This window comes from Paenibacillus sp. T2-29 (genome assembly GCF_052921365.1).
The window spans coordinates 22,365-48,713 of record NZ_JBREVE010000019.1; the positions used below are offsets into that span (position 1 = coordinate 22,365).

The following is a 26,349-nucleotide window of genomic DNA, read 5'->3' on the forward strand; positions in this document are numbered from 1 at the left end:
AAAAAAGGAACCGAACGGGCCTCCCTGTAGAGGGCAGCACGAACGGTTCCTTTTTACTATTATACATATGACTACAGGGTCATTATGTTGCAATTGTTTACTTACATACGTTCCGGTGCAGACACGCCCACCAGCTTCAGTACATTGGCAATGGTCGTGCGGACCGCGCCAAACAAGGCCAAGCGAGCTTGCGTTTGAGCGGCATCCTCCGTGATGACACGCTCTGCCTTATAGTAGCTGTGGAACATGGATGCCAGCTCGTAGACATAGCGAATCATGCGATGCGGCGCAAAGTTTGCAGCTGCCACCGATACTTCCTCTGGCAACTCGCCAATTTTGCGTAACAGATCGTATTCATGCTCAGCCGTCAGCTTCGATAAGTCAACTTCTGCCAATGGCAGTACAGCAATACCCTGCTCTTCGGCTTGACGATATACGCTGCATGCACGTGCGTGTGCATATTGCACGTAGAATACCGGATTCTCATTGGAAGTGGAAATCGCCAAATCCATATCAAAATCCAGATGTGAGTCCATACTACGCATGGTGAAGAAGTAACGGATCGCGTCTACGCCCACTTCTTCCATCAGATCCTCCATCGTTACGGCCTTGCCAGTACGCTTGGACATTTTTACTTTTTCCCCGTTTTGGAACAAGCTGACCATTTGGGCAATCAGTACTTTAAGCTTATCCGGGTCATTGCCCAGTGCTTCCATTGCCGCTTTCATCCGTGGAATGTAGCCATGATGATCCGCTCCCCAGATGTTGATGATCGTGTCATACCCACGAGCATATTTGTCGCGGTGATAGGCGATATCCGGAGTCAGGTACGTATAAGTGCCGTCATTTTTGATCAATACACGGTCTTTATCGTCGCCATACTTGGTCGTGTTCAGCCAAGTAGCTCCGTCTTTATCATAAATTTCCTCACGGTCACGCAGCTCATTCAGTGCTTTAAGCACTTCACCGTTATCATACAGTGATGTTTCACTAAACCAGGAATCAAAAGGTACACGGAACCGCTCCAGATCACGCTTGATCTTATTCAGTTCCTTTTCCAAACCGTATTCACGGAAATAAGCGGCACGATCTCCCGGTTCCATGGACAACAGAGAATCGCCCTTCTCAGCAACCAGTTCCTTCGCAAACCCGATGATGTCCTCACCATGGTATCCGTCCTCCGGCATCTCTGCAGGCTGTCCCAGCTCCTGCAAATAACGCGCTTCAATGGAACGGCTCATATTGTAAATCTGGTTCCCCGCATCATTAATGTAATATTCACGAGTGACTTGATATCCTGCAAAATCAAGCACGTTACAGAGCGCATCCCCTACGGCTGCACCACGTGCATGACCCAAGTGAAGACTCCCCGTCGGATTGGCGCTGACAAATTCGATCTGTACCTTTTTGCCTGCACCTACCTGTACACGACCGTAATCTGCTCCTTGCTCCTGTACTTGTCCAATCACTGCATAGAGGTAGCTCTTGTTCAGGCGAAAGTTAATAAAGCCCGGTCCGGCGATTTCTGCACTTTCAATAGAAGCGGAAGCTAAGTCCATATTTGCGATCAAATCTTCAGCGATTTGACGCGGATTCTTCTTCGCAATGCGAGTGAGCTGCATTGCTACGTTGGTAGCTAAGTCACCGTGTGACTTGTCCTTAGGCACCTCCAGCGTAATCGTCGGCAGCTCTTCACGGCTCACGATTCCGGCAGCCAGCACCGCTGCCTCGATTGCTGAGGTCACCTTTTGATTAATAAGTTCCAGTGGATTGCTTGTCATGATTGTTGCTCCTCCTGTATATGCAAACTAATGGCAAAATGCCCCGAGAAATCCTCAAATACGTACAGATCATAAGTCCAGCTCACATGTCCGGTGAATCCATCCATCCGAATATCGAGCTTCTGCGTATGCGCAGACATGTTCAGGTTTAAATAAGGCGAGCGGTAAAATCCAGGCAACCTGCGTCCCAGCGCGAACGACTGCTCCGATTGTACCTCACCGTGACGAATCAGCTTTAGCTCATCTGGTCCGATCTTGACTGTGTTCCGTGTCGTACCGCCCTCAGGACTCTCTTGCGGCTCTTCGTACCTTATATATAGATGCTTCCCGCGAACGATTGCTTCTCCAGGAAGCTCCTGTACCACATCTTCTCCGTCATGATGACTATGAAGACGGATTCGAACCTTTGCATTGTGTGGCATGTGTTCAAACTCCATTCTATCGCTATCCTACTGTACTACTATATCCAGTTCCCGATTGCAATTCAAATGAGTTTTTACAAAAAGATGCTTTCACACTTAAAAAATTCAACTACTGTAGGTCAGTAGCACTGGATGCCTGGCTAAAACTTTCAATGAACCGGGAAGCCAATGAAGACATGTATTTATCCTTCAACCAGACAGCCGCCACACGAGTGTGCAATTCTTCACAACTAATTTCCTTAACGATTAAATGATTATTGCTGCCTAAAGATAAAGCGGAGCGCGAAATCATGCCAATACCCAGCCCTTCGTTGGCCCAATGAAGCGTAGTGCGGGCATCGTCATTTTTGCAAAAGATATTGGGCTCAAAACCATGCTTCATACAGGTATCGTGAATCAATTGCTCAAAACGGCGATATATAATGAGTGGTCTGTTCTTCAACTCAGCCAATGAAATGGTCTTCTGTTCGGGATTCCAATCATATTCTTCCGTCATCACTGCTACCATCGGCTCAGTGGACGCATATCTACACCCTAAACCGGCGGTATTAAAAGGGGTTCTGACGATACCGACCTCTACAATTCCTTTGTTCAAAAGATCGAGAATCCTGAAGGTATTTCCCTCATGTATTTCAAATTTTACACCCGCATAGGTTTTATGAAATTCGGAAAGCCTGTCTTTCATCAGGGTCGCTCCAGAGGAAGAAACCGTCCCAATGGTGAGCGTCCCCTTCATCCCCATGGCAAAATCGTTTATTTCCCTTGTCGTAGCATCCGTCAGCTCCAAAATCTGCTTGGCCCTGTTCCGTAAAATGATTCCGGCCTCTGTCAATTGAATGCTTCGTGAGCCTCGATGCACAAGCTTTACACCAAGCTCTTCCTCCAGCTGCATAAGCTGTTGACTTAAGGGAGGCTGTGCGATTTGCAGTTTTTTGGCTGCCGCTGTAATCTGTCCAGCATCTGCAATCGCTAAAAAATACTTGAGATGTCTCAATTCCATCATGAACCTCCGGTTCTGATATATGTAAAGCCTATATCTCTAATATATATTAAATATTATTCATATGGTTGGGGATATGCCATAATCATATTCAGATATGCAATTATAATAGGAAACTTTATACAATATTTAGGTTAGGTGATGGTTTATTTGCTGAAATTTGCTGTTTTTTTGAAACCTTATAAAAAGGAAACGATTCTTGGGCCTCTGTTTAAACTAATTGAGGCCATTCTGGAATTGTTGCTGCCTACTATGGTGGCTTTAATGATTAATCATGGCGTCGGTAAGGGAGACACCCATTATGTTTGGCAAATGGGTCTTTTGATGTTGCTCATGACTATACTGGGCTTTGGCAGTTCTCTAGTGTGTCAGTTTTACGCAGCCCGTGCTTCCCAAGGATTCGGAACCACACTGCGCAATACGATGTTTAAGCATATTTCATCGTTTTCTTATGCAGATCTCGATAAATTTGGTACGGCCTCTCTCATCAACCGAATTACGAATGATGTCAATCAGCTGCAAACAGCTGTAGCGATGTTGATTCGTCTGGTTATTCGTGCTCCTTTTATTTGTATCGGAGCGATCATCATGTCCATGATTCTGGACTTCCGCCTTGCTTTGGTGCTGTTGGCGGCTACACCCGTACTGGCTTTGATCCTGTATGTGGTCATTACGAAGGCTTCTCCGCTGTACCGGCTATACCAGAAAAAGCTCGATAAAATTGCTCTGGTGCTAAGCGAGAATCTTACAGGTGTACGGGTTATACGTGCATTTGCCAAAAGAGGAGCTGAACGAGTAAAGTTCAATACCGCCTCAGATGACTTGACCCAAACCGCTATTCGTGTCGGCCGGATTTCTGCTCTACTTAGCCCAGCCACCTTACTGGTGGTCAACGGAGCTATTATCGCCATTCTGTGGATCGGCGGTATCCATATCCAATATGGATCTCTTACACAAGGAGAGATTATTGCATTTATTAATTACATTACGCAGATTTTACTGGCCCTGATTGTGGTGACGAATCTCATTATTCTGTTCACCAAGGCGGCCACTTCAGCAGCGAGAATTCAGGAGGTTCTGGACACCGAAGCTTCGATTTCCGACACTGCCAATCCTGCATCATTAGACCAGGAAAGAACGGGTAAGACCGGCTCTGTACCGGCCATCTCCTTTGACCATGTCTCCTTTGGCTACAATAAGACAGGACAACTGGCACTTAGCGATGTAGTTGTAGACATTTATCCCGGTGAAACGGTTGGAATCATAGGAGGAACAGGCTCGGGAAAATCTACCTTCGTGAATCTGATTCCCCGCTTCTATGATGCAGTAGAAGGTTGTGTACAGGTCGATGGCATCGACGTACAGCATTATAAGCTGGAGCAATTGCGGCAGAAAATCGGGATTGTTCCACAGAAAGCACTGCTGTTCACTGGGAAGATAGCGGATAATATCCGTTGGGGACATGAACATGCCACCGATGAGGAGGTCGCTCGGGCCGCAGCCATCGCGCAAGCGGATGAGTTTATTTCCAACTTGCCGAAAAAATTCGATGCCCCGATCACCCGAGGAGGACTTAATCTATCAGGCGGCCAGAAGCAGCGACTTACCATTGCCAGAGCTATTGTAGGCAATCCGGAAATTCTGATTTTGGACGATTCCTCAAGCGCACTTGATTTTGCAACTGACGCCGCCCTTCGGAAATCGCTACGGGAAAATAGCACCCGCATGACTGTCCTGCTGGTCTCGCAACGAGTAAGCAGTTTACAGCATGCCGATAAAATCATTGTATTTGATGAAGGCCGGATTGTCGGAATCGGCACACATGATCAGTTGATGAGCAGCTCGGAGGTATATCAGGAAATTAATCACTCTCAGCTCTCAACGCAGGAGGTGGACCAATGAGTGGCAAGGAAACCTGGAGAAGATTGTTAACCTATGTCGGTCAATATAAAACAACAACATTTTGGGTCATCATCAGTGCGATTCTCAGCGTGCTTGCCAGTCTGGTCGGACCCTTTATGATTGGCCGGGCTATCGACCATATGGTAAATAAGGGGGCGGTAGACTTTAGAGGTATTGCACAGATTCTATATGGACTAGGCGTTGTATATGTTGTAGGCAGTCTATTTAGCTGGTTGCTCACATATTTAACGAACCGCATTGCTTTTCAGACTGTAAATGATATGCGGCGCGAGTTATTCGATCATTTTAATATCCTTCCGTTAAGCTTTCATGACAATCATCCGCAAGGAGATAGCATTAGCCGTTTTGTGAACGATATGGATGCCGTGTCGGATGGATTGTTGCAGGGCTTCTCCACCTTGATCACCGGGTTGATTACCATTATTGGTTCGATTGTACTTATGTTGTATATCAGCCCAGTGATGACGTTGGTGGTATTGGTGTCTGCCCCAATCACATATGTCGTTGCACGGTTCATTACTACAAAATCGCAACGCATGTTCCGTGAACAGGCTAAAATTTTGGGAAGCTTGAACGGTTATGTGGAGGAAATGATCGGCGGACAGCGGGTAGTTACTGCCTTTCACTATGAAAACCGCTCGCTTGAGGAATTTTCCGCCAGAAACGAACAATTATATCAAGCCGGAGTGAAATCGCAGTTTTATGGATCTTTGTCCAACCCTTCCACTCGATTGGTCAACAACATGACTTTCTCCGTCACCGCTATGATTGGCTGTATTTCGATCATTTTGGGCGGGATTTCGGTAGGCGGTTTATCGAGTTTTCTCATTTACACCAATTTGTTCGCCAAGCCCTTTAATGAAATTACAGGTGTGCTGACTCAGTTTCAGGCCGCTACAGCTTCTGCTCAGCGTATATTTGCTATTTTGGATTCACCGCCGGAGCAACCGGAAAAGTCGAACGCCGTGCAGCCGGAGCGCAGTAAAGGTACAATTCTGTTTGATCATGTGAAATTTTCCTATAATCCGGAACGAACACTCATTACGAACTTTAGTTTGGAGGTCAAGCCAGGCACTCGCGTAGCTATTGTCGGACAGACCGGAGCAGGCAAAACAACACTCGTTAACCTGCTCATGCGCTTTTACGATGTGGACAGCGGTTCGATCTCCATCGACGGAGTGAATATAAACGATATGAGCCGGGACAGCCTACGTACTAACTTTGGTATGGTGCTTCAAGATACATGGCTGTTCAGCGGAACGATCCGGGACAATATCGCTTACGGAAAGCCAGAGGCCACGGACGAAGAAGTCATTGCGGCTGCGACGGCTGCCAATGCGCATAGCTTTATCAAGCGCCTGCCTCATGGTTACGATACGGTCATCAGCGGATCGGGCGATAGCCTGTCCCAAGGGCAAAGGCAGCTGCTCACTATCGCAAGGGTGATCCTCGTCGATCCACCTATGCTCATTCTGGATGAAGCAACCAGCAGTATAGACACCCTTACAGAAGCCCGGATCCAAAAGGCTTTTATGAAAATGATCGACGGACGCACCAGCTTTGTCATCGCCCACAGGCTATCAACCATCCGCGAAGCAGATCTGATTTTATACATGAAAAACGGCGATGTCGTCGAAAGCGGTACTCATGAAGGACTGCTCGCAAGCGGTGGCCATTATGCCTCGCTCTATAACAGCCAGTTCACTACGGCCTAACATTGCAGTTAGGAAAAATCGTTACCTTCATTCGCAAACATGTTCTCCTTAAAAGTCGGTTGCTTTTATGCAACCGACTTTTTGGTTGTGGCACAGGGAGAAGCTATTGCTTATGTAATCGAGCGAAATAAAACATAATCGGCTTATCGGAGATAGTCCAGTTCAAATCCCTGCTCCCGTAGCGGTCGGATGATCAACAGGTTCATTTTCCTGAAAGTCACGTCGATACCACCAGCCGATCAGAACAGCAATGGTAGTCATTGCCGCAGCGAGCAAATACACCTGCACCATACCGAATCGGTCAGCATACCAGCCCATGAATAATAAAGCCAGGCCGAAAGCAAGATTTGTAAGCACATCAATCCCCGCCATCACTTTGGGCAGCTGGGCTGGCGGTGCACTGGTTTGCAGCAAGGTGCGGCGAATAATGCCTGCCATTTGAACAGGTAAGCCTGACACAGCAAAAAGAACAAGCGCAGCCACGGGAATGGTATTCAGCGCAAATACAATGGTAATCAGTACATACACCAGCAACGCTCCGAGCATGTACAAAAAGCTGTTCTTTTGCAATCGCTTGACCAAGCCAACCACAATCAATCCACCCAAAATGGTGCCAGAGAAAAAGGACGCATTCATAAAGCCCCACCAGCTCGCATCCCGATGCAGCACTTGACTGACGTACGCCAAAATAAATACGCCTAGCCAGGAGACTCCCCCAATACTGTCCACGCTGTCGACAATCATTAGAGAACGAATACGACGGTTATGCCATATGATTTTCCATCCTTCCCCAAGCTCTTTCCAATGGGAGCCTTTTTCCTTTGCGGGTTTTACTGCATCTGTTGAGGACTCTGGAGATTCGGGGTTTGATTCCCTTTGATCCAGCGGATCACGAATGAAGGACGTGACAGTTACAGCCACGAGATAACAACAGGAGGCAATTGCAAGCGTATTCAGGGAGCCCAGCCAAGCGACAATCATTCCGCTCAACGCCCAGCCTGCACACTTGACCACCTGATCACTGACCGCTACCATGCCGTTAGCCCGCATAAGTCCTTCACCAGTGGCCAAACGGGGTACAAGCGCATTACGCGCAGGATTGGTCCATCCATCCAAAAAAGACATACCAAATACCATCACAAAAATAAACAGAAACGACCTCTGCTCAGATACGATCCACAAATAAAGCAGCAGCAACGTAAAAATGATAAACTGCCCAAACTGGGAAAATAGCAGAACCTGCGTCAGCCGAAATCGACCGAGCACGATCGGTGCAACAAGCCCACTAATCACTTGAGCTGACAAACGAAACAACGGGATTAAAATAGTCGTCATTAAGGAATTACTTGAACTAAATACCAACACCACCACACTCAACATGTAGATGATATCTGCTGCGTTGGAAATCGTCTGAGACCCCCACAGGTAATAAAAAGAGCGTCTGATCAAAAAAGTTCCCCCCTCTTTGGTATATCGCCAATTTATGTATTTTCATAACCAAACCTCCCCTGTCGATTACAAATCTGTTAAATGTCCGGTTTTTTGTATGTTCTACATACACCCTTAAATTTCCTTCTTTTATTTTAAAAGGAAATTCAGTGTCCACTATATTTTCATGCCTACTACAATCTGATTTAACACAAAAAAAGCGTCTATAGCGCTCTTTTCGCTCTATACTGGCGATAAAGATCACTAAGACGCTTCTTAAAATGTTTACTTTGTTAAATCTTCCACAAATTTAGGTAATACAAATGCCGCTTTGTGCAGACGCGGACTGTAATATCGGGTGTCCATTTCTGGAATTTGGTTCTCGTCCACTTCGAGCGGATCATACTTCTTGCTGCCCAATGTGAATGTCCAAAGACCGCTTGGATAGGTTGGAATGTTTGCACCGTACACACGCACAATCGGGAAAATCTCTTTTACATCTTTGTTGACCTTCTGAATCAGGTCAGCCTTGAACCAAGGATTATCCGTCTGCGCCACGAAAATGCCGTCTTCCTTCAGCGCCTCAAAAATACCTTGGTAAAACCCACGTTCGAACAGCGGTGCTGCCGGACCAACCGGCTCCGTCGAATCGACCATAATCACATCGTATTCATTTTTGTGTTCGATAATATGCATATAGCCGTCATTCACCAGTACTTCCACATTGGGCTCGTCCAACTTCCCGGCAATTTCAGGTAAATATTTTTTAGAATATTCAATGACTTTACCGTCAATCTCCACCAATACAGCCTTTTCCACTTCAGGATGCTTGATGACCTCACGGATAACGCCGCCATCCCCGCCGCCCACAACCAAAACCTTTTTCGGATTCGGATGTGTATTCAAAGCCGGATGTGCTACCATTTCGTGATATACAAATTCATCCTTAACCGTTGTCATCACCATGCCGTCCAGAACAAGCATATTGCCGAATTCCTCCGTCTCGATCATTGCCAGATCCTGAAAATCTGTTTTCTCAGAGACGTAGGTTTGTTTGATTTTTGCTGTAATGCCGAAAGAGGGAGTCTGCTTCTCCGTAAACCACAAATCCATCATTCCAACCTTCTTTCTGATCAAAGTATGTGTCCGGCAATCCGGTAGCATAAACATGGACTTTCCTTATAACTGCAACACGCAAACGCCGAGTTTGCTATATTTATTGTACCAAACACACTTGAATTTCACACTTTTTGCATTATAAGCGATACCCGAATGGACTGTAAAAGCATTTTTAGGGCTTAATCTTGTTTAAAATAGATACGTATATGCATCTGATGAATAGACACTTTCGGATTGACTATACTGAGAACATCAACTATGGAAGGAGGTGGCATGATGACCGATACTACCGGGCGATCCTCCAAGCGTAAACCGCTTTGGCTTCGATGCTTTCAAGGCCTGATGTCTCTCACGATTCTGACGGTCATCGCCGCCTGCATTCTGCTCGCCTATTTGTACACAACCAGCCTTCCGCTCGCCGATACAGACCGGAATTCACGTCTGCTCGATAGTCAGGGGCAAGTCATTGCTACCTTCTCTGCCGGAGGAAAGGAATCTATTCCTGTCCAGCTTGATCACATTTCGCCCGATTTAATAGCAGCTACACTGGCTGTGGAAGACCGGAAGTTTTACGATCATTTTGGCTTTGATTTCAAAGGTCTGGGCCGGGCGGTAATCGTTAATTTGACCCGATGGGATATGTCGCAAGGGGCCAGCACACTGACTCAGCAGCTTGCGCGCAATCTGTACTTATCTCACGAGAAAACGTGGACGCGCAAGGCCAAGGAAGCCATCTATACTGCACAGCTTGAAATGAAGTATTCCAAGGATGAGCTGCTGCAAATGTATTTAAATGAAATTTACTATGGTCATGGCGCCTATGGCATTGAGGCGGCCTCGCAGATGTATTTCGGTAAATCCGCAAAGGATCTGGACTTGGCCGAAAGCGCCCTATTGGCAGGTATTCCGAAAGGTCCGACCTACTATTCACCATATAATCATATGAAAAACGCAAAGGATCGGCAGAAAATTGTACTGGACTCCATGGCACTCATCGGTAAAATTACACCGGCTGAAGCCAGCAAGGCCTATGAGGAAATACTGGCCCTGCGGCCCGAGAGCCAGCGTCGGACAGTGGAAGCTGCTCCCTGGTTTCGCGATTATGTTCGCCAGCTAGCGACTCATCAATTTGGGATTAGCGAAGCGGTGCTTGAGCATGGCGGGCTGAGCATTTATACGACGCTGGACATGCACATGCAGCAGGCAGCCGAGGCGGCTGTCAATGAGGGCATGAAGAACAGCAACGGACTGGAAACTGCACTAATCTCCATGGACCCGCGCAATGGACATGTCAAGGCCATGGTCGGCGGAACGAACTATGTCGGGAATCAATACAACCATGCACTGGCCACAACCCGGCAGCCAGGCTCGTCTTTCAAGCCGATTATGTATCTCAGCGCGCTGGATTCCGGCCAATTGACGAGTACGTCCAAATTCGAAAGCCGACCGACGTTGTTCCACTACGACAACAACCGCAAAACTTATAAGCCCAAAAATTTTGGAGATAAATATTTGGGTGAAATAGATCTGCGGCGCGCCATTGCGGCATCTGATAATATTTATGCCGTCAGCACCATTCTGCAGGTAGGAGCGGATAAGGTCATGGACCTCGCCAGCAAAATGGGCATTACGAGCGAGCTCAAGCCCGTGCCTTCGCTGGCGTTGGGCGTGTCGCCCGTCAGCCCGTTCGAGATGGCCTCGGCCTTCTCGGTTATCAGCAGTGGCGGGCAAAAGGTAGCTCCGGTGGCGGTGCTGCGCATCACCGATGCGGCTGGGCGATCGCTGTACGAAGCGCCGCAAGCCGCACCCGTTCAGGTGGTGAAGCCCGCCTCTGCCTATGTCCTCACACGCCTCATGGAAGGCGTGTTCGAAGAAGGCGGCACCGGCAACCGAGTCGCGAAGTTGATCAAGCGCCCGGTTGCCGGCAAGAGCGGCACGACCAACACGGACGCGTGGATGGTCGGCTTCACCCCGGAGCTATCCACCGCTGTTTGGGTCGGATATGACAAGGGCAAGGCCATCAGCACCCAGGATGCCCGGCGGGCGGCACCAATTTTCGCACAATATACGGAAAAAGCGCTGGAGAATGTGCCGCCCAAAATATTCCCGATCCCTGACGGCGTAGTCAGCGCCTATATTGATCCGGCTAGCGGCAAGCTTGCTGCGCCGGACAGTCCCGACAAGCGGCTGGAGGTATTCGTTAGCGGTACCGAGCCGAAAGAGACCCTATCGGGGCAGAATAACCCACAGGCATCGACACCTACTGACCAAGCGGAACGACAGGCCGAAAAAAAATCCTGGTGGGGCAATTTTAAGCGATGGTGGATGGAGTAATAGCAAAAAAAAGACTGGAAAACGCCATGATGCGCTCTCCCAGTCTTTTTTATCTTTACTTCAATTATCTTATTCGCCCATTTTAGCTCTCTTGCCAGTGCCATCAGCCATTACACAGTTAAGCCCCGTTCTTTCCTAAAGCAGCGCTATTACCAAAAACAGCTAAATGACTCAATACGGTTGGTGTCTACACCATAGTAAAACCAAAAGCGGCCACTCCACCGAAAACCTGCTACGGATGTTCTGCCTACAAAGACAGGGTACATCCAGAAGCGCTCTCCGTTCGTCAGCCATACAAACGTGTTGCGGTACAAACAACCGAAAATGGCTCCTGGGTCAACCGCATAGGCCGAAACTAGCGGTTTCGGTGGCGTAAATTGCGGTGGTGGAGAAGTTGGTGCTTGAGCTTGCTGCCCACCTTGCGGACCGAACGGCCCTTGCGGCGGCGGTGAGAACGGCTGTGGCGAAAAGGAGCCTGGGCCTGGTGGCGGACCTACCGGGGACGGGAACGAATCCTGTATATCAGGAAATTGTGGAATTGAAGGACCCGACGGTGTGAATGGACCCGGAGTACCCGGTTGCGTTCCGAAAGGAACTTGTGGCAGTAAAGACATGTGTTTCACTCCTTGTGTTCTAGGCTGATGTATCCTATGCGGGACATCAGCCCGTGGACTGGGCGAATCCCCATATCGCCGCCAAACTCCGTCATTTCGTCCTTTTATACCAAAACTTCTTATATCTCGCCCCGATTAACTCCCCGTCTGGACATGCTCCAGCTCAATTTCATGCACCATTTTAATCTCGACTCGTTTCCTGAGCTCATCATACTGTTTCAGCAGCCGGTGCTTATACCCTAAATTGTCGTTCATCCAGCCTATAATAGAGTCATCCTTATGCTCCGTGGACCAGCTAAACAAATCGCTATAGATTTGAGCAAATGATTCCTCGTTACGGCGAGCGAACCGGATCGGTTGAACTCTATAGCTGAGCTTCAGTTCCAACATTTCATACAACACTTCCAAACGGTACTCCAAGTCCTGTACACCTGCTTTGGATGCATCGTAGCTTTTTATATCCTGAATAAGCTCTCTAAAGGTCAACCCTACATGCTGCATAGCAATATAGGACCACACACAACTTCCCGTAGCTGTTCCATGAGCCTCCCAAAGCGGATTCCACAAAATAGACCGAATTGTATCCTTCTGCTCTTCTCCAAACAAAGAAATTCCAGCAATAATTCCTGCATTACAGTCTACGGAAGCATGTCGCTCTCCCCAATGCACCAATCGTGGAATCATATCTTCAGTAGTACATTTAAAGCTTAGTAGGGGTAAGAATTCATCAAACAGATGCTGATCCACTGCTTGTTCCAATTCAGTCGCCAGTCGTTCACGGAACGATTCGCATGGAAGATGTACGAGCCCCAAACAAGCATCCACAGATGCTGCCCCATATGGCCCGTTCACCCATGCGACGAGATCAGCCGCAGCTTCCACATAACCCAAATAACCTAACACATGCAGCACACCATCAGGTATATGTTCCGAGGATGTCTGATTTCGAACATAACGCTCGTACATATCCTGCGCCAAAGCAACATCTCCGCATCTCATGATCGGCTGAAGAAGCAGCCCCCTAATATAATGATGAGGATCTTCTACAAAAAGCCTATATAACTCCCAGGCATCCTTCACGGTTCCATATTGGGCAACTACATCCGTATAGGCAGAAATGATGCTGGCATCCACTTTATTGCCTGAGCCCAACATATCAATAATCCTTGCTGTCGCGTCTATCATCCAGTTTTCCCCTTTCTCAGTTATGCCTATCTTTCTTTATGAAGTACTTCTCTAATCGTGAATATTTCTATTATAAAAGAGAAAAAATGTTATCATCTATAATCCACTCAAGGGAGCTGATCTGATGCAGGATTCTAGTCCAAAAATCACAACGTTCTTCATGTTTCCCGGTCAAGCAGAGGAAGCCATGCAATATTATACCTCTGTATTTAAGCCGTCTGGTATCATGAGTATTTTTCATCAGGAAGATGGGACCGTGCTACATGCCGTGTTCAACCTCAAAGGGCAAACCTTTATGGCCATAGACTATAACCATCAGGACAAACACCCTTTTACCCCAGCTCTATCGCTATTCGTCACTTGTGATTCGGAAGAAGAAATCTATCGCGTGTTTGGTCAGCTGTCTCAGGAAGGCCGAGTTTTAATGCCCCTTGAAGCCTCGCCCGTAAGCCAACAATTTGGCTGGGTAGAAGACAAGTATGGAGTTTCATGGCAATTGAATTTAGCAAAAGGGTAACCGACTATTTTACTTAGCAATACACTCCTTCATCTTTTTTTGGTACTATTACATGTAGTAGGTGCTAATAAAAGGATGTGTGTTTATTGTATACTGCCGATTGTGAAAAATGTTTTGGTTTATGCTGTGTTGCCTTGCCTTATGCCAAATCTGCTGATTTTGCCTTTAACAAGGATGGAGGAACTCCCTGTCAACACCTAAATGCGGATTATCGCTGCGACATTCATAAGAACCTAAGAAATAACGGCTTGCGAGGCTGTACAGTATATGATTGCTTTGGGGCAGGTCAAAAAATTTCCCAAGTTGTATACAACGGAAAAAGCTGGCGAGACAACCCGGCAATAGCTGATGAAATGTTCAATCTATTTCCCATCATGCAACAGCTTCATGAAATGCTGTATTACCTAAATGAAGCCCTTAGCTTAAAAGAAACTCACTCCATTTATACCGAGTTACATAAAGCGATGGAAAAAACCGAGCAGCTTACAGATCAAGATCCAAAATCCCTTATAGATCTTCATGTACCCACCCATAGGGCGTTAGTCAATGATTTACTTGTACAAACAAGTGAGTTAGTGCGAGAAAAATTCAAGAAAAACATGGAGAACCAACTCAGTAAAAAAATCAAGAATAGAGACCTTATCGGGGCTAATTTAAGAGGCGTGAATCTGAGAGGTGCCAACCTGAGAGGCGTTCTACTGATTGCTGCTGACCTACGTGAGGCTGATTTGAGTATGACTGACCTTATCGGTGCAGATTTTAGAGATGCTGACTTAAGTGGGGCTAATCTGGAAGGAAGTATCTTTCTTACACAAGCGCAGTTAAATTCGGCTAAAGGCAATAGCAAAACCAAACTGCCCCCTTCTCTAAGCTTTCCCAGCCATTGGCTAAATTAGATTTTACCCTAAAGCAACATTGCTTACCTATATGAAAAAAGAAGTAGACCGCCCTCGACAAGGTACCGATCTACTTCTGAATTTTACTGTTTACTCCGTCATTCTACTCATCCGTCGCATGCTGCTCTGTAGTGCTTTCCTGATAAAAACAGACTTGTGCCTTGCATCCATAACGAATAGTAGATCCAGTATCCTCATAATAACCCACATCTTCGAAATCTGCGGGCTTTGTGGCCTCAATTAGATTCAACAAGTCCTGCGCGACTTCTTCTATAGAATCTTTCTCGGTGTCCCCTCCTATAGCCGGACCGCCTGGTCCTTCGTATGCAGTCAATATCCATCTTTGTCCAGTCGAATTTGTTGCCTTAATTATGTACCCATATGCCTCTTCGAAATTCTGCGATGTCCTTTGAGGCTGTCCGAATAAAGTAATTAGCGCTCCTCTAAACTGAGCACTGCTCTCCTCCTCCAGCGATGTAGCATGAAGAATATTGGATGTCATCAATGCAGCCTTTGGATCATTAACTTTTTTATAACTATATTTCGATACATACTTCTCGCCTGAATACTTTTTACTTTGTGGGGTTGATTCCTGTTGATCCAATATTATTGGGTTTTGTTTAGAAGTATTCAGTAGCAAGCCACACACAATCGCAAGAAGGATCACCGCAACTGCTAAATATTTATTAATTGCACTCCCTCCTTACTCCCTAAAAACTATTTGGCTATGGATACATCTTAAATACACTTATACCTTTTCGTTAAGAGATTCTTCTAGTCTCCGGCTTAAGGCTGCATACTGCTCTGCATTGGTGTCTGAAAATGCTTCTTCCCGGTTAGAGTGTACATGCTGATACTGTGGAAGGCTTAAAAATTGCGACTTTGTAAAATCTATAATGTCCTCACCGATTCGGTTGTAATAATGCCAGCCGCTATCCAGCCAGGTCTTCAAAATATCACCACCAAGCCTGTCCTGAACGACAAGCGCTGTGACTCCACATTGTCCGGCTGCAGGATTATTAGCTGTCCATTTAGAGCTAGACTCCAAAGACCAAGCCTGAAACAATGCCTTTTCTAATTCTACAAAACGATTTGTATTCAATACACGTCTCCCCTTTTGAAACCATTCTGTACTTATAGTGAACCTATCCTACTTATTTCAATCTATATTCCACACTCTGTGAATCTTGGCTTCTGCTTCATTCAGTTCTAGCAAATACACGTCGGGATTGGATAGTTTTTTCCACTCCTCAAAACCAAACTGCGGATCGTAATGTCGAATGAGAAGAGAGAGTAAAGCTCCATGAGTTACAATGATAACCGTTTTTTCCGCCCGCTCTATAAGCTCCTGAACAAGCTGGATTCCTCGATCTGCTGCTTCACGGGATGATTCTCCTCCTTCCAGCTTCAAGTCCTCGTCCAGATATGTCTGTTCCAGCACGTCCAGCCAATGATCCAGATGATCACGGCATAGTACACGTTCCTGAAGACGTAGATCAGTATATACCTGCAAATGTCTACGCTCAGCCAAGGGCTGAATAGTTCGTACGGCTCGTTTCCATGGACTGGACACAATATATTCCACACCTATATTCTCCATAAAATCAGCCAACTGCTCAGCTTGTCGGGCACCTTCATCGGTGAGTTGGGCATCTGGTTCCTGTCCGGTTGCTTGGGCATGTCTAACAAAATAAATTTTCTTCACGTCATCGCTCCTAACCGTCACACAAATGTAGTATTTTATATATTTACAAATAATTATTTTTATGCTATAATATAGTTTTACATACTTGAATTTCATGATAAGATTCCTTTGTATTATATCAACTCTTATGGGAGGGATTCGATGCAATTAGACAAAGGAATACACATGCTCCAGGTTTCTGCTAATATCATGGGAAGTATAGAGAGCATTCACCCCACTTTAATGTGGGACGAAGACAACATGATTTTAGTTGATACAGCTTACCCCGGGCAACTCTCACTTTTAAATGAAGCTATTCTAGATACCGGATTAGCAATCCATAAACTTACCTCCATATTAATAACACACCAGGATCTTGACCATATTGGCAGTTTAGCAGATATAATCCGGGCTTCTTCCTCCCTAGTTCAAGTATTAGCCAGTTCTATCGAAAAGCCTTATATACAGGGAGAAAAACAGCTTATAAAGCTAACCCCAGAAGCAATAGATCAAGCTGTAAGCTCCATGCCTGAATCCGTTCCGGTAGAGTGGAGACATGCATTCCGGCGTACACTTGAAAATCCCCCAAAGGCTATTGTAAACTCCACCATCGTTGCTGGAGAGGAATTGCCCTTCTGTGGGGGGATCTTAGTTATAGATACTGCTGGTCATACACCAGGACACCTAAGTTTCTATCATAAATCCAGTCAAACCCTGATTGCAGGAGATGCTCTACGTGTAGTAAGCGGCAAATTACTGGCTCCAGACCCGCAATACTGCTGTGATTTCAATATCGCCAAAGAATCTCTTAAAAACCTGCTGCCATATGATATTAAAAAAGTGATTTGTTTTCATGGAGGGCTATACGAAGGCAATTGTAATCAGCGGATATCTGAAATATGTGAATCCTAGCTTTTGTTCACATGTTCATACCAGTCCCTTGACCAGTCAGTGAATCATCTAAAGAAAAGACTAACCAGGAATTCCTGGTTAGTCTTTTCTGAATGAAAGCTAGGCTTTTAAATGAACCCTTAATACAGGTACATCTGAAGTAGCAGATGAGCTTTCTAATATCTCCACATGACTGATCATCTCTTGCCCGTCTGGAACGATTACTGGAGTAATTACAGGTAATCCACCCTGTTGAATCGCATCCAGATCAAACTCCATCAATAATTGTCCAGCTTTAATGCTATCTCCTACTTTGACATGAGGGTTAAACCCCTGCCCTTTGAGAGAGACGGTATTAATCCCGACATGTATCAAAACTTGTACGCCAGATTCATGTTCAATAATCAGAGCGTGTTTGCTTTTCTCCATGACATGGGCAACTTTTCCGGCAAAAGGAGCGGTGACCCTACCCTCAGATGGATGAATAGCGATGCCATCCCCCATAGCTTTTGTAGAGAACGCAGGATCTGGAACCTCTTCTAGAGAAACCACTTTTCCTTTAATTGGCGCTACCATGTCGAATTCTTCAATACGGGGAGCCGCCTTCTTTTTCAACCATTTAAACATAACGATGCCACCTTATTTAGAGATTACATTCATAAACAGCGATAGGAAAAAAACTATATCCTTTCAGGAACCGGTTCCACGAATTCATTAAATAAAAACCGGAGTGAAACCGATTTCTATTTGAATTATAGTGAATGCCTTTCTATGATGTCAAGGCGATGATGTTCATAACTTACATGAAAAAGAAGTAGACCGACCCCAACCAAGGTATCGGTCTACTTCTGAACCTTACTGCCGACTGCTCTTTAAGCAGTTGTGTGCACTGTTAACGCTAGGCTTACCCTTCGAGCGCCTGCTTCAATTCCTCTGGCGAAGCGTCCCACCATTCCTGATTATGCGAAATCAGCAGGCTTTTGAGCGCTGCTTTATCTTCGCTGCCGAGATCATCCAGCATGAAACGGCGCTTGAGTGCATAATCCATACGATTAACATGATCGGCAAGAATTTTCCAGCCGCGTTTAGCTTCGTCGTCAATCAGCATCTCGCAGGCCGTCGCGCCACCGTACATACGTCCTTCAGGCGTACGGTCCACAGCTACCCATACCAGCCATACCTGGCGTCCGTTCGGTACGTCTTCTTTATTCGTAGAGAACTTGATTCCACGTTCTACTTTACTTTTGGCATGCATGGCACCGATATCAATTTTTGCCTCTCCTCGGTCAATGATGACCGGGGACATGCTGTTCAGGTCGATCGAGCCTGCGCCGAAGCCCTTATGTTTACTCTTGCCACTGACAATATTCAGTGCAATCTGCTTTTTGCCGTCCGGCTGATTTTCACTCATGCGTCACTAGGCCTCCAATTTCCGTCTTCACACTCATTCTACACTATAAATATTTTAACTAATAATCTCGCGAAAGCAAACATATACATGCTGTAGATGCTTGTCAACGGGAGGTATCCATTGTATGACCCCAGCACGCGCCAAAATCGTTTTATTGTCTACACTAGCCCTCGGACTCCTCGCAGGGACGTTATGGTTTGCCTGGCAACCCCAATCGCAATCCGCCCCTCAGTCTGCAGGCAAACCACTATACGGCTCCGAGTCTGAGTCTGCGCTTGCGCCAGATATGGGCAAGCCTCTAGGGGCCAACATCATGCCCGACCTGCCCAAGAACCCTCCACAGCCCGCTTCGGAAATTCTCAGCAAACGGGTGGTGGAGTATCACATTGATGTATCTCTGGAAAAAGGATGGGTTTTGCGAGGCACTGAGACACTGACCTGGAGACATCCGGGCAAGAAAACTGTGAATGATCTGTATCTTCATCTATACCCGAATGCCTTCTCTTCTATGGAAACCACCTTTATGAAAGAATCCGGGGGAAAGCTGCGCGGAGACACCATGCCCAAGGACGGCTTTGGCTCCATGACGCTGACCGAACTAAAAACAGAAGATGGTTTATCTCTCATGCACCGTACTCAATATGTACAACCAGATGACGGTAACGCAAGTGACCGTTCGCTCATGAAGGTACGTCTGCCCAAGCCAGTACGAGGTGGCGAAGAAATCACACTATATATGAAGTTTGAAGTCAAACTGCCTGGCATTTTTGCTCGTATGGGTGCGACAGATGATTTTGTAATGGCTGGACAGTGGTTTCCAAAGCTCAGCGTCTATGAGACTGCAGGACAACGTGGACGCGCCGACGAGGGCTGGAACCTCCATCAGTATCATGGCAACTCCGAGTTCTATGCCGATTTTGGAATTTACAGCATACGAATTCGGGTGCCTGAAACACACATCGTAGCAGCGACCGGATTTCCCACCCGTGGTGCAGTACGACAGAACGGCCAGAAAATATATCAATTTTATGCCGATGATGTACACGATTTTGCCTGGTCCGCTTCACCCAACTTTGTAGCCGTAGAAGAACCCTTTTCTTCTACTGAAGTTCCTGGTGTCAAAATCAAGCTCTATCTAGACCCGTCCCATAAGGAACTCAAAGGACGTTATATGAGCGCAGCCAAGGCCGCCCTTTCGTACTACAGCAAATGGTACGGGCCTTATCCATATTCCACTCTATCTATCGTCGTTCCACCCAAAACAGGCAGTGGAGCCGGCGGCATGGAATATCCGACACTCATCACGGCCGCAGCTGCGGACCAACTGAATCCCGGCTATAATCTGGAACGGACGCTGGTTCATGAGATTGGGCATCAATATTTCTACGGAATGGTAGCCAATAATGAATTTGAGGAGCCCTGGCTGGATGAAGGCTTCACCTCCTATGCAGAAGAACGGCTCATGGAGCAAGAATATGGGCTTATCCCCAACTTGCCATTACAATCCGGACAGGTAGCTTCTCCACAGCCCCTAAACCGCGAATCCTGGAAGTACGGATCGTCGGCTGAGTATGCACAAAATGCCTACTCACGAGGCAAGCTGGTACTACGAGGTATTGAACGTCAGGTGGGTACGAAAAAAATGGACCGGATTATGCGAACCTATGTCCAGACCTACCGATTCAAGCATCCGACCTCACAGGATTTTCAGCGTGTCGTGGAAAGGGTGACTGGACGCTCATGGAGCCACTATTTTGAACAATATGTATATGACGGCCAGATGGCGGACTTTTCTGTCGATCGCATCACGAACCGCAAGTTGGAGAATGGATATGAAGCAATCGTGACGCTTAGCAAAAAAGGAGCGGATTATCCCAAGATCCCTGTTCAATTTACCTTCAAGGATGGCACCACAATATTTAAGGCATGGGACGGTACGGGCAAAAGTACATCTTTCCGACTCAAAAGCACCTCTCCCGTGTCCTATGTGACCGTTGATCCTCTATACACTATTGCACTGGAGAACAAGCATATTAATAATAGCCTGAAGGCTGAATTGGACGAAAAGCAACAAACCCGTTGGAGTGTGAGTGTAACCAAGCTGTTGGAGACACTGCTTGGAAGTCTGTCATGGTGAGGTGTCTATAGATGCGGACTGTTTTAAAAGAAGGCTGGGCGCTAGTGCGCATACGCTTTTATATCGTTATCATTTTATTTTTGTATCGTCTGCTGTGGGGAGTATTTCTCTATCGGCTGGTACAGTCGGCCGTTGTCCCGCTGCTGCTGCGTTATCCTGATCAGAGCCAAAACGAGCTGGGAAAGACCTTGTTTTGGATGGAGGGGCAGATCGCCTTGATGGACAGCCAGGAAGTACATGTGTATTTATGGATACTATTAGGGGCGACCGTATTGCGCGTCCTAATCACTCCCTTCATTAGAGCTGGCATATATCAAAGCCTGTATACCGATGCGTCTGAACCGCAAAGCCTGTCCTTCTTCAAGGGGATGAAACGTCACGGTATGTCATCTCTGTTGTATTACATCATCGAGTTGGGTTTGCTGCTGCTTCCCGCCTTCTGGGTGGTACCGAGACTCTATCCTATTGTAGCAGGAACGCTGCAATCTTCCTCTTACCTGTTGCATTTGTTGCCCTATGCCATTGGGTGGGTGGCTTACGGTTGGTTCATTCGGCAGTGCATCCTGTATATGCAACTGGGCACGGTCAGTGGTCACGCCATACTATCGTCCCTGCTCGCCTTCTTTCGCCAGCTTCTTCCGGCTGTAAGCGTATCTCTCTTGCTTGGTGCTTGTGTGCTGCTGGTCTTCGGTCTATTTGGCACCGTAGCGATGATTTGGACTGGTATGTTGGCGCTAATTCTCCAGCAATCGTATCATTTTGTTACCAGTCTGGTCAGGCTGTGGCATATCAGTTCGCAGTATCGTCTATGGCACATCGATATCTCCAGCAGAGGCTAATCCCTCTCTTTATGCTTTCTCCTGCATTTTTAGCTGTCGAAAAAACTTTTTTCTTTCCCGTGCAAACGGCACATAACTGAATACTGTTAACAGAATCTGTTCCTAGGGCGTTAGGAACAGATTTTTTTTGTAACTTTTTGCGATGAAACATTTGCCAAAGCCTGCTGTCTTTGTTACAATAATCGCAGTGAACTGATAGTAACAACTTTGTAATCTTTATTGTAACCTTTATCTTAAAAACATCGTTGTCGTGAATACTGCTCTCCAAGGTGCACATCTTAAGTTAAGCCTAATTCCTGGCACCTAGGAAGCGGGGGAACCAGTTTGGGTGAATTGATCTCGCAACAGAGTGGTCATAGGGGAACCTTCTACCGAATCCTTAAGCTAACCTCGCAGGCATTGGAAGGGGTATATTTTTTTTGAAGAAGAAGCTAACGATCGCAGCCATGGGTCTCGCCATTGCCTTTACATCTTTTACATTCGGTGGCAGCAGTGCATTTGCAGACTCTAAGATGGACCAGGTCATCCAAGATGCCAAAGGAACGAACTATAGAAGCGGAGGTACTACACTCGAGGGATTCGATTGCTCCGGCTTCACAATGTATGTATTCAACAAACTGGGAATTAAACTGCCGCATCAATCTGGATCACAATTCAAAATGGGAGCTTCTGTATCCCGCGATGAAATGAGACCAGGCGACCTGGTGTTCTTCAACACCACAGGAAGAGGCGTTTCCCATGTAGGTATCTTCGTAGGTGAAGGGAAATTCGCCCACTCCTCGACTTCACGTGGTGTAGTAGTTAGCTCACTGAACGAAAATTATTACGCTAACCGTTATGTCGGTGCAAAAAGAATTATGAGCACAGACGCTTACCATTCTGTAGCTTCAGATATTCCTGATGACGACAACGTAGAATAACTACCGCACAGCAAGCTAACCCTAGCCGCAATTTGATTCTGGCCGGAATCGAATTGCGGTTTTTTATGTCCACTACATCAGTAATTATTATCATTACTGACGAACTGACACCTCAAAAGGTTTCAGTTTTAGCGAACACCGTCGGTTTTACCGCCACCGCTGGGGGAGCATATGAGCAGTAAATCCTTCTTATTGAATGTATACCCGACTTAGGTACGAAATAAACACGCTTGCCATTCTCCTACAACTTGTCTACAATCTGTGGTTAATGATTGAAGTACCTGCATAAGGAGGAATGGAAAAGTGCCGGCCTCAATATCCAACTACCGGATTGTACCGATGGACGAGCATCAAGCGGCTGAAATCTGTGAGTGGCGCTATGATCCTCCCTACAACATATACGGCTGGCTTCCCTGGGAACAAATGAAGGCACTTGAAGTCGAATTTGGAAGTCCCACGCTTCGCCAAGAGCAATATGTTGCCGTTCTGGACGAAGAGAATGAGCTGACGGGATTTGCTCAATATTTTCCTATGGTCGGTGTGACCCGGCTGGGTCTTGGAATGCATCCCGAAAGATGCGGACATGGCACAGGCTCCGATTTTGTCCGGGCCATTGCGGAGGAAGCCAGACGACGTCATCCACAGAATGAAATTGACCTAGAGGTTCTCACCTGGAATCAGCGGGCTATACGAGCCTACAAGACAGCTGGATTTGAGCTGACGGATACCTATGAACGTCAGACTCCAGATGGCAGAAAACCGTTCTATTGTATGGTATATCGTCCTGAACAACAGAACCGGGTTCTATAAATAAGAGCGCCTTCGCTATACAACCGCGATGTTGTATAGCGAAGGCGCTCTTAATATATACAACAGATCATTATAAAATCAATGACTGCTGCGCATTTTTTCAAAAGCTTCATTATATTGTTGGGCTTCCTTAATATCTACGGCCATAATACCGCCATCGTCCCAAGAGGTCAAACGCAGAGTCACGGTCTTGTAATCAATCGTAATAAATGGATGGTGATTGAATGCCTCAGATATAGCGGCAACTTCATCCACGAATGCAATTCCCTTCATAAAACTGGAAAAATTATATTTCCGAACGATCCAACGTCCTTCCTCCAGTTCCCAGCCCTCCAGTTTCTCCAGATGTGCTTCAATCTCTTCTTGTGTAAAAGGCATGTTACGAACTCCTCCCCGTTTATACGGAAGCCTTTTAGCCGCTTACATGCGGCCAAAACTACGATATATTGGTGTACATATTACCACGGCCCCGTTGATAAATCCATAAGACGGCCTTCAAATCAAAGGGACCGACGTCAGCTCCTCATCTCCGATGAGTACATAGATCCGGTGCTGCTCCGGCTCATAAATCACAACGCCGCTGCCTACAGTGATTATGGGCTCCGTACCCAGTGCATAAAATAGGTCTTCTGCCAAAGCTTCATTGACTTCCTGACGCCCCATCGGGTTCAGCCTGTCCCAATCTTCTGCTTCCATTTCAAAAAATTCATAGCTATCTGGGATGCGTCCCACAGCCTCTGTCAAATCGTTCAAAATTTGTTCATACTCGCGCCCATGCTTTACTCCCATGCTATTTCCTCCAATGGTTCAGCGATTCAATACATAATCACTTTATTATACCGGAAATTGGCCCTTAACAAAAAAGAGAGTTTTGTCGATAAATACTATAATCCGTCTCATAATGACGCGCTTGGGGCAAGGACGACCCATGCGGCATGAAAGGATTCAAAATCTATTCTCATGGATGAGGTGTATCATGCAAATTACAACCATTATTGGACTTGTGCTCGGGCTTTTGTCACTGGTCGTCGGGATGATCCTGAAGGGCGCGCCAGTCGTCAATCTGGTCAATAATCCCGCTGCTTACATGATTATTTTCGTCGGAACAGCAGCAAGTATATTCATGGCGTTTCCGATGGATGACATGAAACGAGTGCCAAAGCTGTTTAAAATTATTTTCACCCAGCAGAAATTGCTGGATCGCAAGGAGCTTATCGGTACATTTACCGAATGGGCATCCATTACCCGTCGTGAAGGTCTGCTCGCGCTGGAATCCAAGGTCGAAGAGATCGACGATCCCTTTATGCGCGGCGGTATGCGAATGATTATCGATGGTAATGATCAGGAGTTCGTACGCGATGTTCTGATGGAAGACATTAACGCTACCGAAGATAGACACCGCGCTGGCGCACTGATTTTCTCCCAAGCCGGTATGTACGCTCCAACACTCGGGGTACTTGGTGCGGTTGTAGGTCTGATCGCCGCTCTGGCCGACCTTAGTGACATGGAAAAACTGTCCCATGCCATTGCAGCCGCTTTTATTGCAACGTTGCTCGGTATTTTTACAGGTTATGTCCTATGGCATCCAATGTCCAACAAGCTGAAACGGCTATCCAAGAAAGAAGTGGAACTTAAGTTAATGATGGTCGAAGGTCTGCTTTCCATTCAATCTGGTATCTCGACGATTGCCATCAGCCAGAAGCTAGCAATCTTCCTAACTCCAACCGAACGGGCTTCGATGACCCAGAAGGATGGCGATTCCAGTGAGTAAAAAGAGACATGAACCGCATGAAGAGCATGCTGACGAAAGCTGGCTGTTGCCATATTCCGACTTAATGACCCTTCTGTTGGCTCTTTTCATTGTCTTATTCGGTATGAGCTCGCTCGATGCCAAAAAATTTGAAACTATGGCTCAATCCCTGAGTTCAGCTTTTAGTGGCGGTACTGGCGTGCTGGATCACTCAGCCGCGAATCCGTCGTCACAATCCATGGATATGGGCAAAAATAAAGAAGAGGTATCACAACCCTTAAAATCGAAAGCCACTTCCACCTCTGATCTGCAAAAGCAACTCGCCCAGCGGGAAGAAGAAGATTTAAAGAAGCTTAAAAAGCAAATGGATCAGTATATTCAAAATAACGGCCTGTCCACCCTACTGAACACCAAGCTGAACCAATCCCAGCTGATGATCACCATTAGTGATAATGCCCTGTTTTCATCCGGGCAGGCCGAAGTAAAGCCAGAAGCGAGAAAGCTGGCCAAATCCATTTCCAGCATGCTCCAGCAGTTTCCTGGTTATGATGTTATCGTATCCGGTCATACGGACAATGTACCTATTTCCAATAGTCAGTTCCCGTCCAACTTTGATTTGAGTGCCAAGCGTTCGCTCAATTTCTTGCGTATTTTGTTGCTCAATCCGCAGCTCGATCCTACCAAGTTTGTATCCATCGGATATGGCGAGTATCGACCATTGGCAGGCAATCAAACTGGAGCAGGACGCGCCAAAAACCGTCGTGTCGAAATTTCCGTTCTTCGCAAATATCAGAACGGTACACAAGTTATTAGTCCTACCTCAAGCTCGAATGAAGGTTGATCATCATGAATATGTTATATGAACAAAGGCACCGCCGCATTTTTTATGCAGCTGGTGCCTTTTACTTTAGGGATTTCTGTTCTCTAGCCCTGTCATATACGGGGACAAGCGCTGTAGGCTATAAGAAGGCCT

Annotated in this window: 26 protein-coding genes and 1 riboswitch; of the genes, 12 read left to right on the forward strand and 14 right to left on the reverse strand. The window is 46.5% G+C overall.

From position 1 onward, the window contains the following. Positions 1-101: 101 nt before the first annotated feature. From argS to ACU1JV_RS27685, 3 genes are all read right to left on the reverse strand, one after another. Positions 102-1,781, reverse strand: a complete 1,680-nt coding sequence (gene argS, locus ACU1JV_RS27675; RefSeq protein WP_013368762.1) for an arginine--tRNA ligase — start codon at positions 1,779-1,781, stop codon at positions 102-104. Beyond that, on the reverse strand, positions 1,778-2,218 hold the full coding sequence (locus tag ACU1JV_RS27680) for a DUF1934 domain-containing protein (protein WP_013368761.1): 441 nt from the start codon (positions 2,216-2,218) through the stop codon (positions 1,778-1,780). The genes argS and ACU1JV_RS27680 overlap by 4 nt, the downstream gene beginning before the upstream one ends. 94 nt (positions 2,219-2,312) lie before the next feature. After that, on the reverse strand, positions 2,313-3,203 hold the full coding sequence (locus ACU1JV_RS27685) for a LysR family transcriptional regulator (protein ID WP_413987528.1): 891 nt from the start codon (positions 3,201-3,203) through the stop codon (positions 2,313-2,315). 150 nt (positions 3,204-3,353) lie between these two features. Between ACU1JV_RS27685 and ACU1JV_RS27690 the strand changes: the two genes are divergently transcribed. Further along, positions 3,354-5,105, forward strand: coding sequence for an ABC transporter ATP-binding protein (locus ACU1JV_RS27690; protein WP_413987296.1), 1,752 nt, complete (start codon positions 3,354-3,356; stop codon positions 5,103-5,105). Next, the gene (locus ACU1JV_RS27695) at positions 5,102-6,841 is read left to right on the forward strand and encodes an ABC transporter ATP-binding protein (protein WP_413987295.1); all 1,740 of its coding nucleotides are present in this window, start codon (positions 5,102-5,104) and stop codon (positions 6,839-6,841) included. The genes ACU1JV_RS27690 and ACU1JV_RS27695 overlap by 4 nt, the downstream gene beginning before the upstream one ends. 162 nt (positions 6,842-7,003) lie before the next feature. Here the strand turns inward: ACU1JV_RS27695 and ACU1JV_RS27700 are convergent, their stop codons facing one another. Then, on the reverse strand, positions 7,004-8,290 hold the full coding sequence (locus tag ACU1JV_RS27700; protein WP_216976949.1) for an MFS transporter: 1,287 nt from the start codon (positions 8,288-8,290) through the stop codon (positions 7,004-7,006). 264 nt (positions 8,291-8,554) lie between these two features. Next, positions 8,555-9,382 carry a polyamine aminopropyltransferase gene (gene speE, locus ACU1JV_RS27705; protein ID WP_017427232.1) on the reverse strand — a complete coding sequence of 276 codons (828 nt, stop codon included), beginning with the start codon at positions 9,380-9,382 and terminating at the stop codon, positions 8,555-8,557. Between the two features lie 282 nt (positions 9,383-9,664). On the opposite strand from speE, the gene ACU1JV_RS27710 reads away from it, so the two are divergent. Then, complete coding sequence (locus ACU1JV_RS27710; RefSeq protein WP_058831461.1) at positions 9,665-11,722, forward strand: transglycosylase domain-containing protein; 2,058 nt, start codon at positions 9,665-9,667, stop codon at positions 11,720-11,722. Positions 11,723-11,871: 149 nt separating this feature from the next. Here ACU1JV_RS27710 and ACU1JV_RS27715 read toward each other — a convergent pair whose 3' ends face one another. Together ACU1JV_RS27715 and ACU1JV_RS27720 are read right to left on the reverse strand one after the other, a co-directional pair. After that, positions 11,872-12,336 carry a transporter gene (locus ACU1JV_RS27715; RefSeq protein WP_413987294.1) on the reverse strand — a complete coding sequence of 155 codons (465 nt, stop codon included), beginning with the start codon at positions 12,334-12,336 and terminating at the stop codon, positions 11,872-11,874. Between the two features lie 135 nt (positions 12,337-12,471). Continuing rightward, on the reverse strand, positions 12,472-13,521 hold the full coding sequence (locus tag ACU1JV_RS27720) for a hypothetical protein (protein ID WP_413987293.1): 1,050 nt from the start codon (positions 13,519-13,521) through the stop codon (positions 12,472-12,474). 124 nt (positions 13,522-13,645) lie between these two features. Between ACU1JV_RS27720 and ACU1JV_RS27725 the strand changes: the two genes are divergently transcribed. Both ACU1JV_RS27725 and ACU1JV_RS27730 read left to right on the forward strand, forming a co-directional pair. Continuing rightward, on the forward strand, positions 13,646-14,038 hold the full coding sequence (locus tag ACU1JV_RS27725; protein ID WP_090737455.1) for a VOC family protein: 393 nt from the start codon (positions 13,646-13,648) through the stop codon (positions 14,036-14,038). A gap of 86 nt (positions 14,039-14,124) precedes the next feature. Beyond that, positions 14,125-14,934, forward strand: a complete 810-nt coding sequence (locus ACU1JV_RS27730; protein WP_413987292.1) for a pentapeptide repeat-containing protein — start codon at positions 14,125-14,127, stop codon at positions 14,932-14,934. A gap of 103 nt (positions 14,935-15,037) precedes the next feature. Here the strand turns inward: ACU1JV_RS27730 and ACU1JV_RS27735 are convergent, their stop codons facing one another. The 3 genes from ACU1JV_RS27735 to ACU1JV_RS27745 all read right to left on the reverse strand — a co-directional run bounded on the left by ACU1JV_RS27735 (position 15,038) and on the right by ACU1JV_RS27745 (position 16,639). Continuing rightward, on the reverse strand, positions 15,038-15,436 hold the full coding sequence (locus ACU1JV_RS27735; protein ID WP_413987291.1) for a hypothetical protein: 399 nt from the start codon (positions 15,434-15,436) through the stop codon (positions 15,038-15,040). Between the two features lie 246 nt (positions 15,437-15,682). Beyond that, on the reverse strand, positions 15,683-16,036 hold the full coding sequence (locus tag ACU1JV_RS27740; RefSeq protein ID WP_013368747.1) for a YunG family protein: 354 nt from the start codon (positions 16,034-16,036) through the stop codon (positions 15,683-15,685). Between the two features lie 57 nt (positions 16,037-16,093). Next, the gene (locus tag ACU1JV_RS27745; protein WP_413987290.1) at positions 16,094-16,639 is read right to left on the reverse strand and encodes a histidine phosphatase family protein; all 546 of its coding nucleotides are present in this window, start codon (positions 16,637-16,639) and stop codon (positions 16,094-16,096) included. 141 nt (positions 16,640-16,780) lie between these two features. Here ACU1JV_RS27745 and ACU1JV_RS27750 point away from each other — a divergent pair, with 141 nt between their 5' ends. Then, positions 16,781-17,530 carry an MBL fold metallo-hydrolase gene (locus ACU1JV_RS27750; RefSeq protein WP_346834995.1) on the forward strand — a complete coding sequence of 250 codons (750 nt, stop codon included), beginning with the start codon at positions 16,781-16,783 and terminating at the stop codon, positions 17,528-17,530. Positions 17,531-17,629: 99 nt separating this feature from the next. Here the strand turns inward: ACU1JV_RS27750 and ACU1JV_RS27755 are convergent, their stop codons facing one another. Together ACU1JV_RS27755 and ACU1JV_RS27760 are read right to left on the reverse strand one after the other, a co-directional pair. Beyond that, on the reverse strand, positions 17,630-18,136 hold the full coding sequence (locus tag ACU1JV_RS27755; RefSeq protein WP_013368744.1) for a PTS sugar transporter subunit IIA: 507 nt from the start codon (positions 18,134-18,136) through the stop codon (positions 17,630-17,632). Positions 18,137-18,413: 277 nt separating this feature from the next. Next, positions 18,414-18,920 (reverse strand): YwhD family protein, encoded by a 507-nt coding sequence (locus ACU1JV_RS27760; RefSeq protein ID WP_040102431.1) that lies wholly within the window; start codon positions 18,918-18,920, stop codon positions 18,414-18,416. A 124-nt stretch (positions 18,921-19,044) separates the two neighbouring features. Between ACU1JV_RS27760 and ACU1JV_RS27765 the strand changes: the two genes are divergently transcribed. The 4 genes from ACU1JV_RS27765 to ACU1JV_RS27780 all read left to right on the forward strand — a co-directional run bounded on the left by ACU1JV_RS27765 (position 19,045) and on the right by ACU1JV_RS27780 (position 23,626). Then, complete coding sequence (locus ACU1JV_RS27765) at positions 19,045-21,057, forward strand: M1 family metallopeptidase (protein WP_413987289.1); 2,013 nt, start codon at positions 19,045-19,047, stop codon at positions 21,055-21,057. A gap of 11 nt (positions 21,058-21,068) precedes the next feature. Continuing rightward, a complete protein-coding gene (locus tag ACU1JV_RS27770) occupies positions 21,069-21,896 on the forward strand; it encodes a hypothetical protein (RefSeq protein ID WP_165084152.1) in 828 nt (275 codons plus the stop codon). A 276-nt stretch (positions 21,897-22,172) separates the two neighbouring features. Beyond that, positions 22,173-22,310, forward strand: a riboswitch (cyclic di-AMP (ydaO/yuaA leader). A 5-nt stretch (positions 22,311-22,315) separates the two neighbouring features. Beyond that, the gene (locus ACU1JV_RS27775) at positions 22,316-22,816 is read left to right on the forward strand and encodes a C40 family peptidase (protein ID WP_013368740.1); all 501 of its coding nucleotides are present in this window, start codon (positions 22,316-22,318) and stop codon (positions 22,814-22,816) included. A 303-nt stretch (positions 22,817-23,119) separates the two neighbouring features. Further along, positions 23,120-23,626, forward strand: a complete 507-nt coding sequence (locus ACU1JV_RS27780; RefSeq protein WP_413987288.1) for a GNAT family N-acetyltransferase — start codon at positions 23,120-23,122, stop codon at positions 23,624-23,626. Between the two features lie 78 nt (positions 23,627-23,704). On the opposite strand, the gene ACU1JV_RS27785 is transcribed toward ACU1JV_RS27780, so the two are convergent. Next, positions 23,705-24,004, reverse strand: coding sequence for a 4a-hydroxytetrahydrobiopterin dehydratase (locus ACU1JV_RS27785; RefSeq protein WP_007428083.1), 300 nt, complete (start codon positions 24,002-24,004; stop codon positions 23,705-23,707). 117 nt (positions 24,005-24,121) lie between these two features. Further along, positions 24,122-24,415 (reverse strand): hypothetical protein, encoded by a 294-nt coding sequence (locus ACU1JV_RS27790; protein WP_013368737.1) that lies wholly within the window; start codon positions 24,413-24,415, stop codon positions 24,122-24,124. A 187-nt stretch (positions 24,416-24,602) separates the two neighbouring features. On the opposite strand from ACU1JV_RS27790, the gene motA reads away from it, so the two are divergent. Further along, the gene (gene motA / locus ACU1JV_RS27795; RefSeq protein ID WP_013368736.1) at positions 24,603-25,397 is read left to right on the forward strand and encodes a flagellar motor stator protein MotA; all 795 of its coding nucleotides are present in this window, start codon (positions 24,603-24,605) and stop codon (positions 25,395-25,397) included. Then, positions 25,390-26,217 (forward strand): flagellar motor protein MotB, encoded by an 828-nt coding sequence (gene motB, locus ACU1JV_RS27800; RefSeq protein ID WP_013368735.1) that lies wholly within the window; start codon positions 25,390-25,392, stop codon positions 26,215-26,217. Before motA ends, motB begins: the two co-directional genes overlap by 8 nt. Positions 26,218-26,349 lie beyond the last annotated feature (132 nt).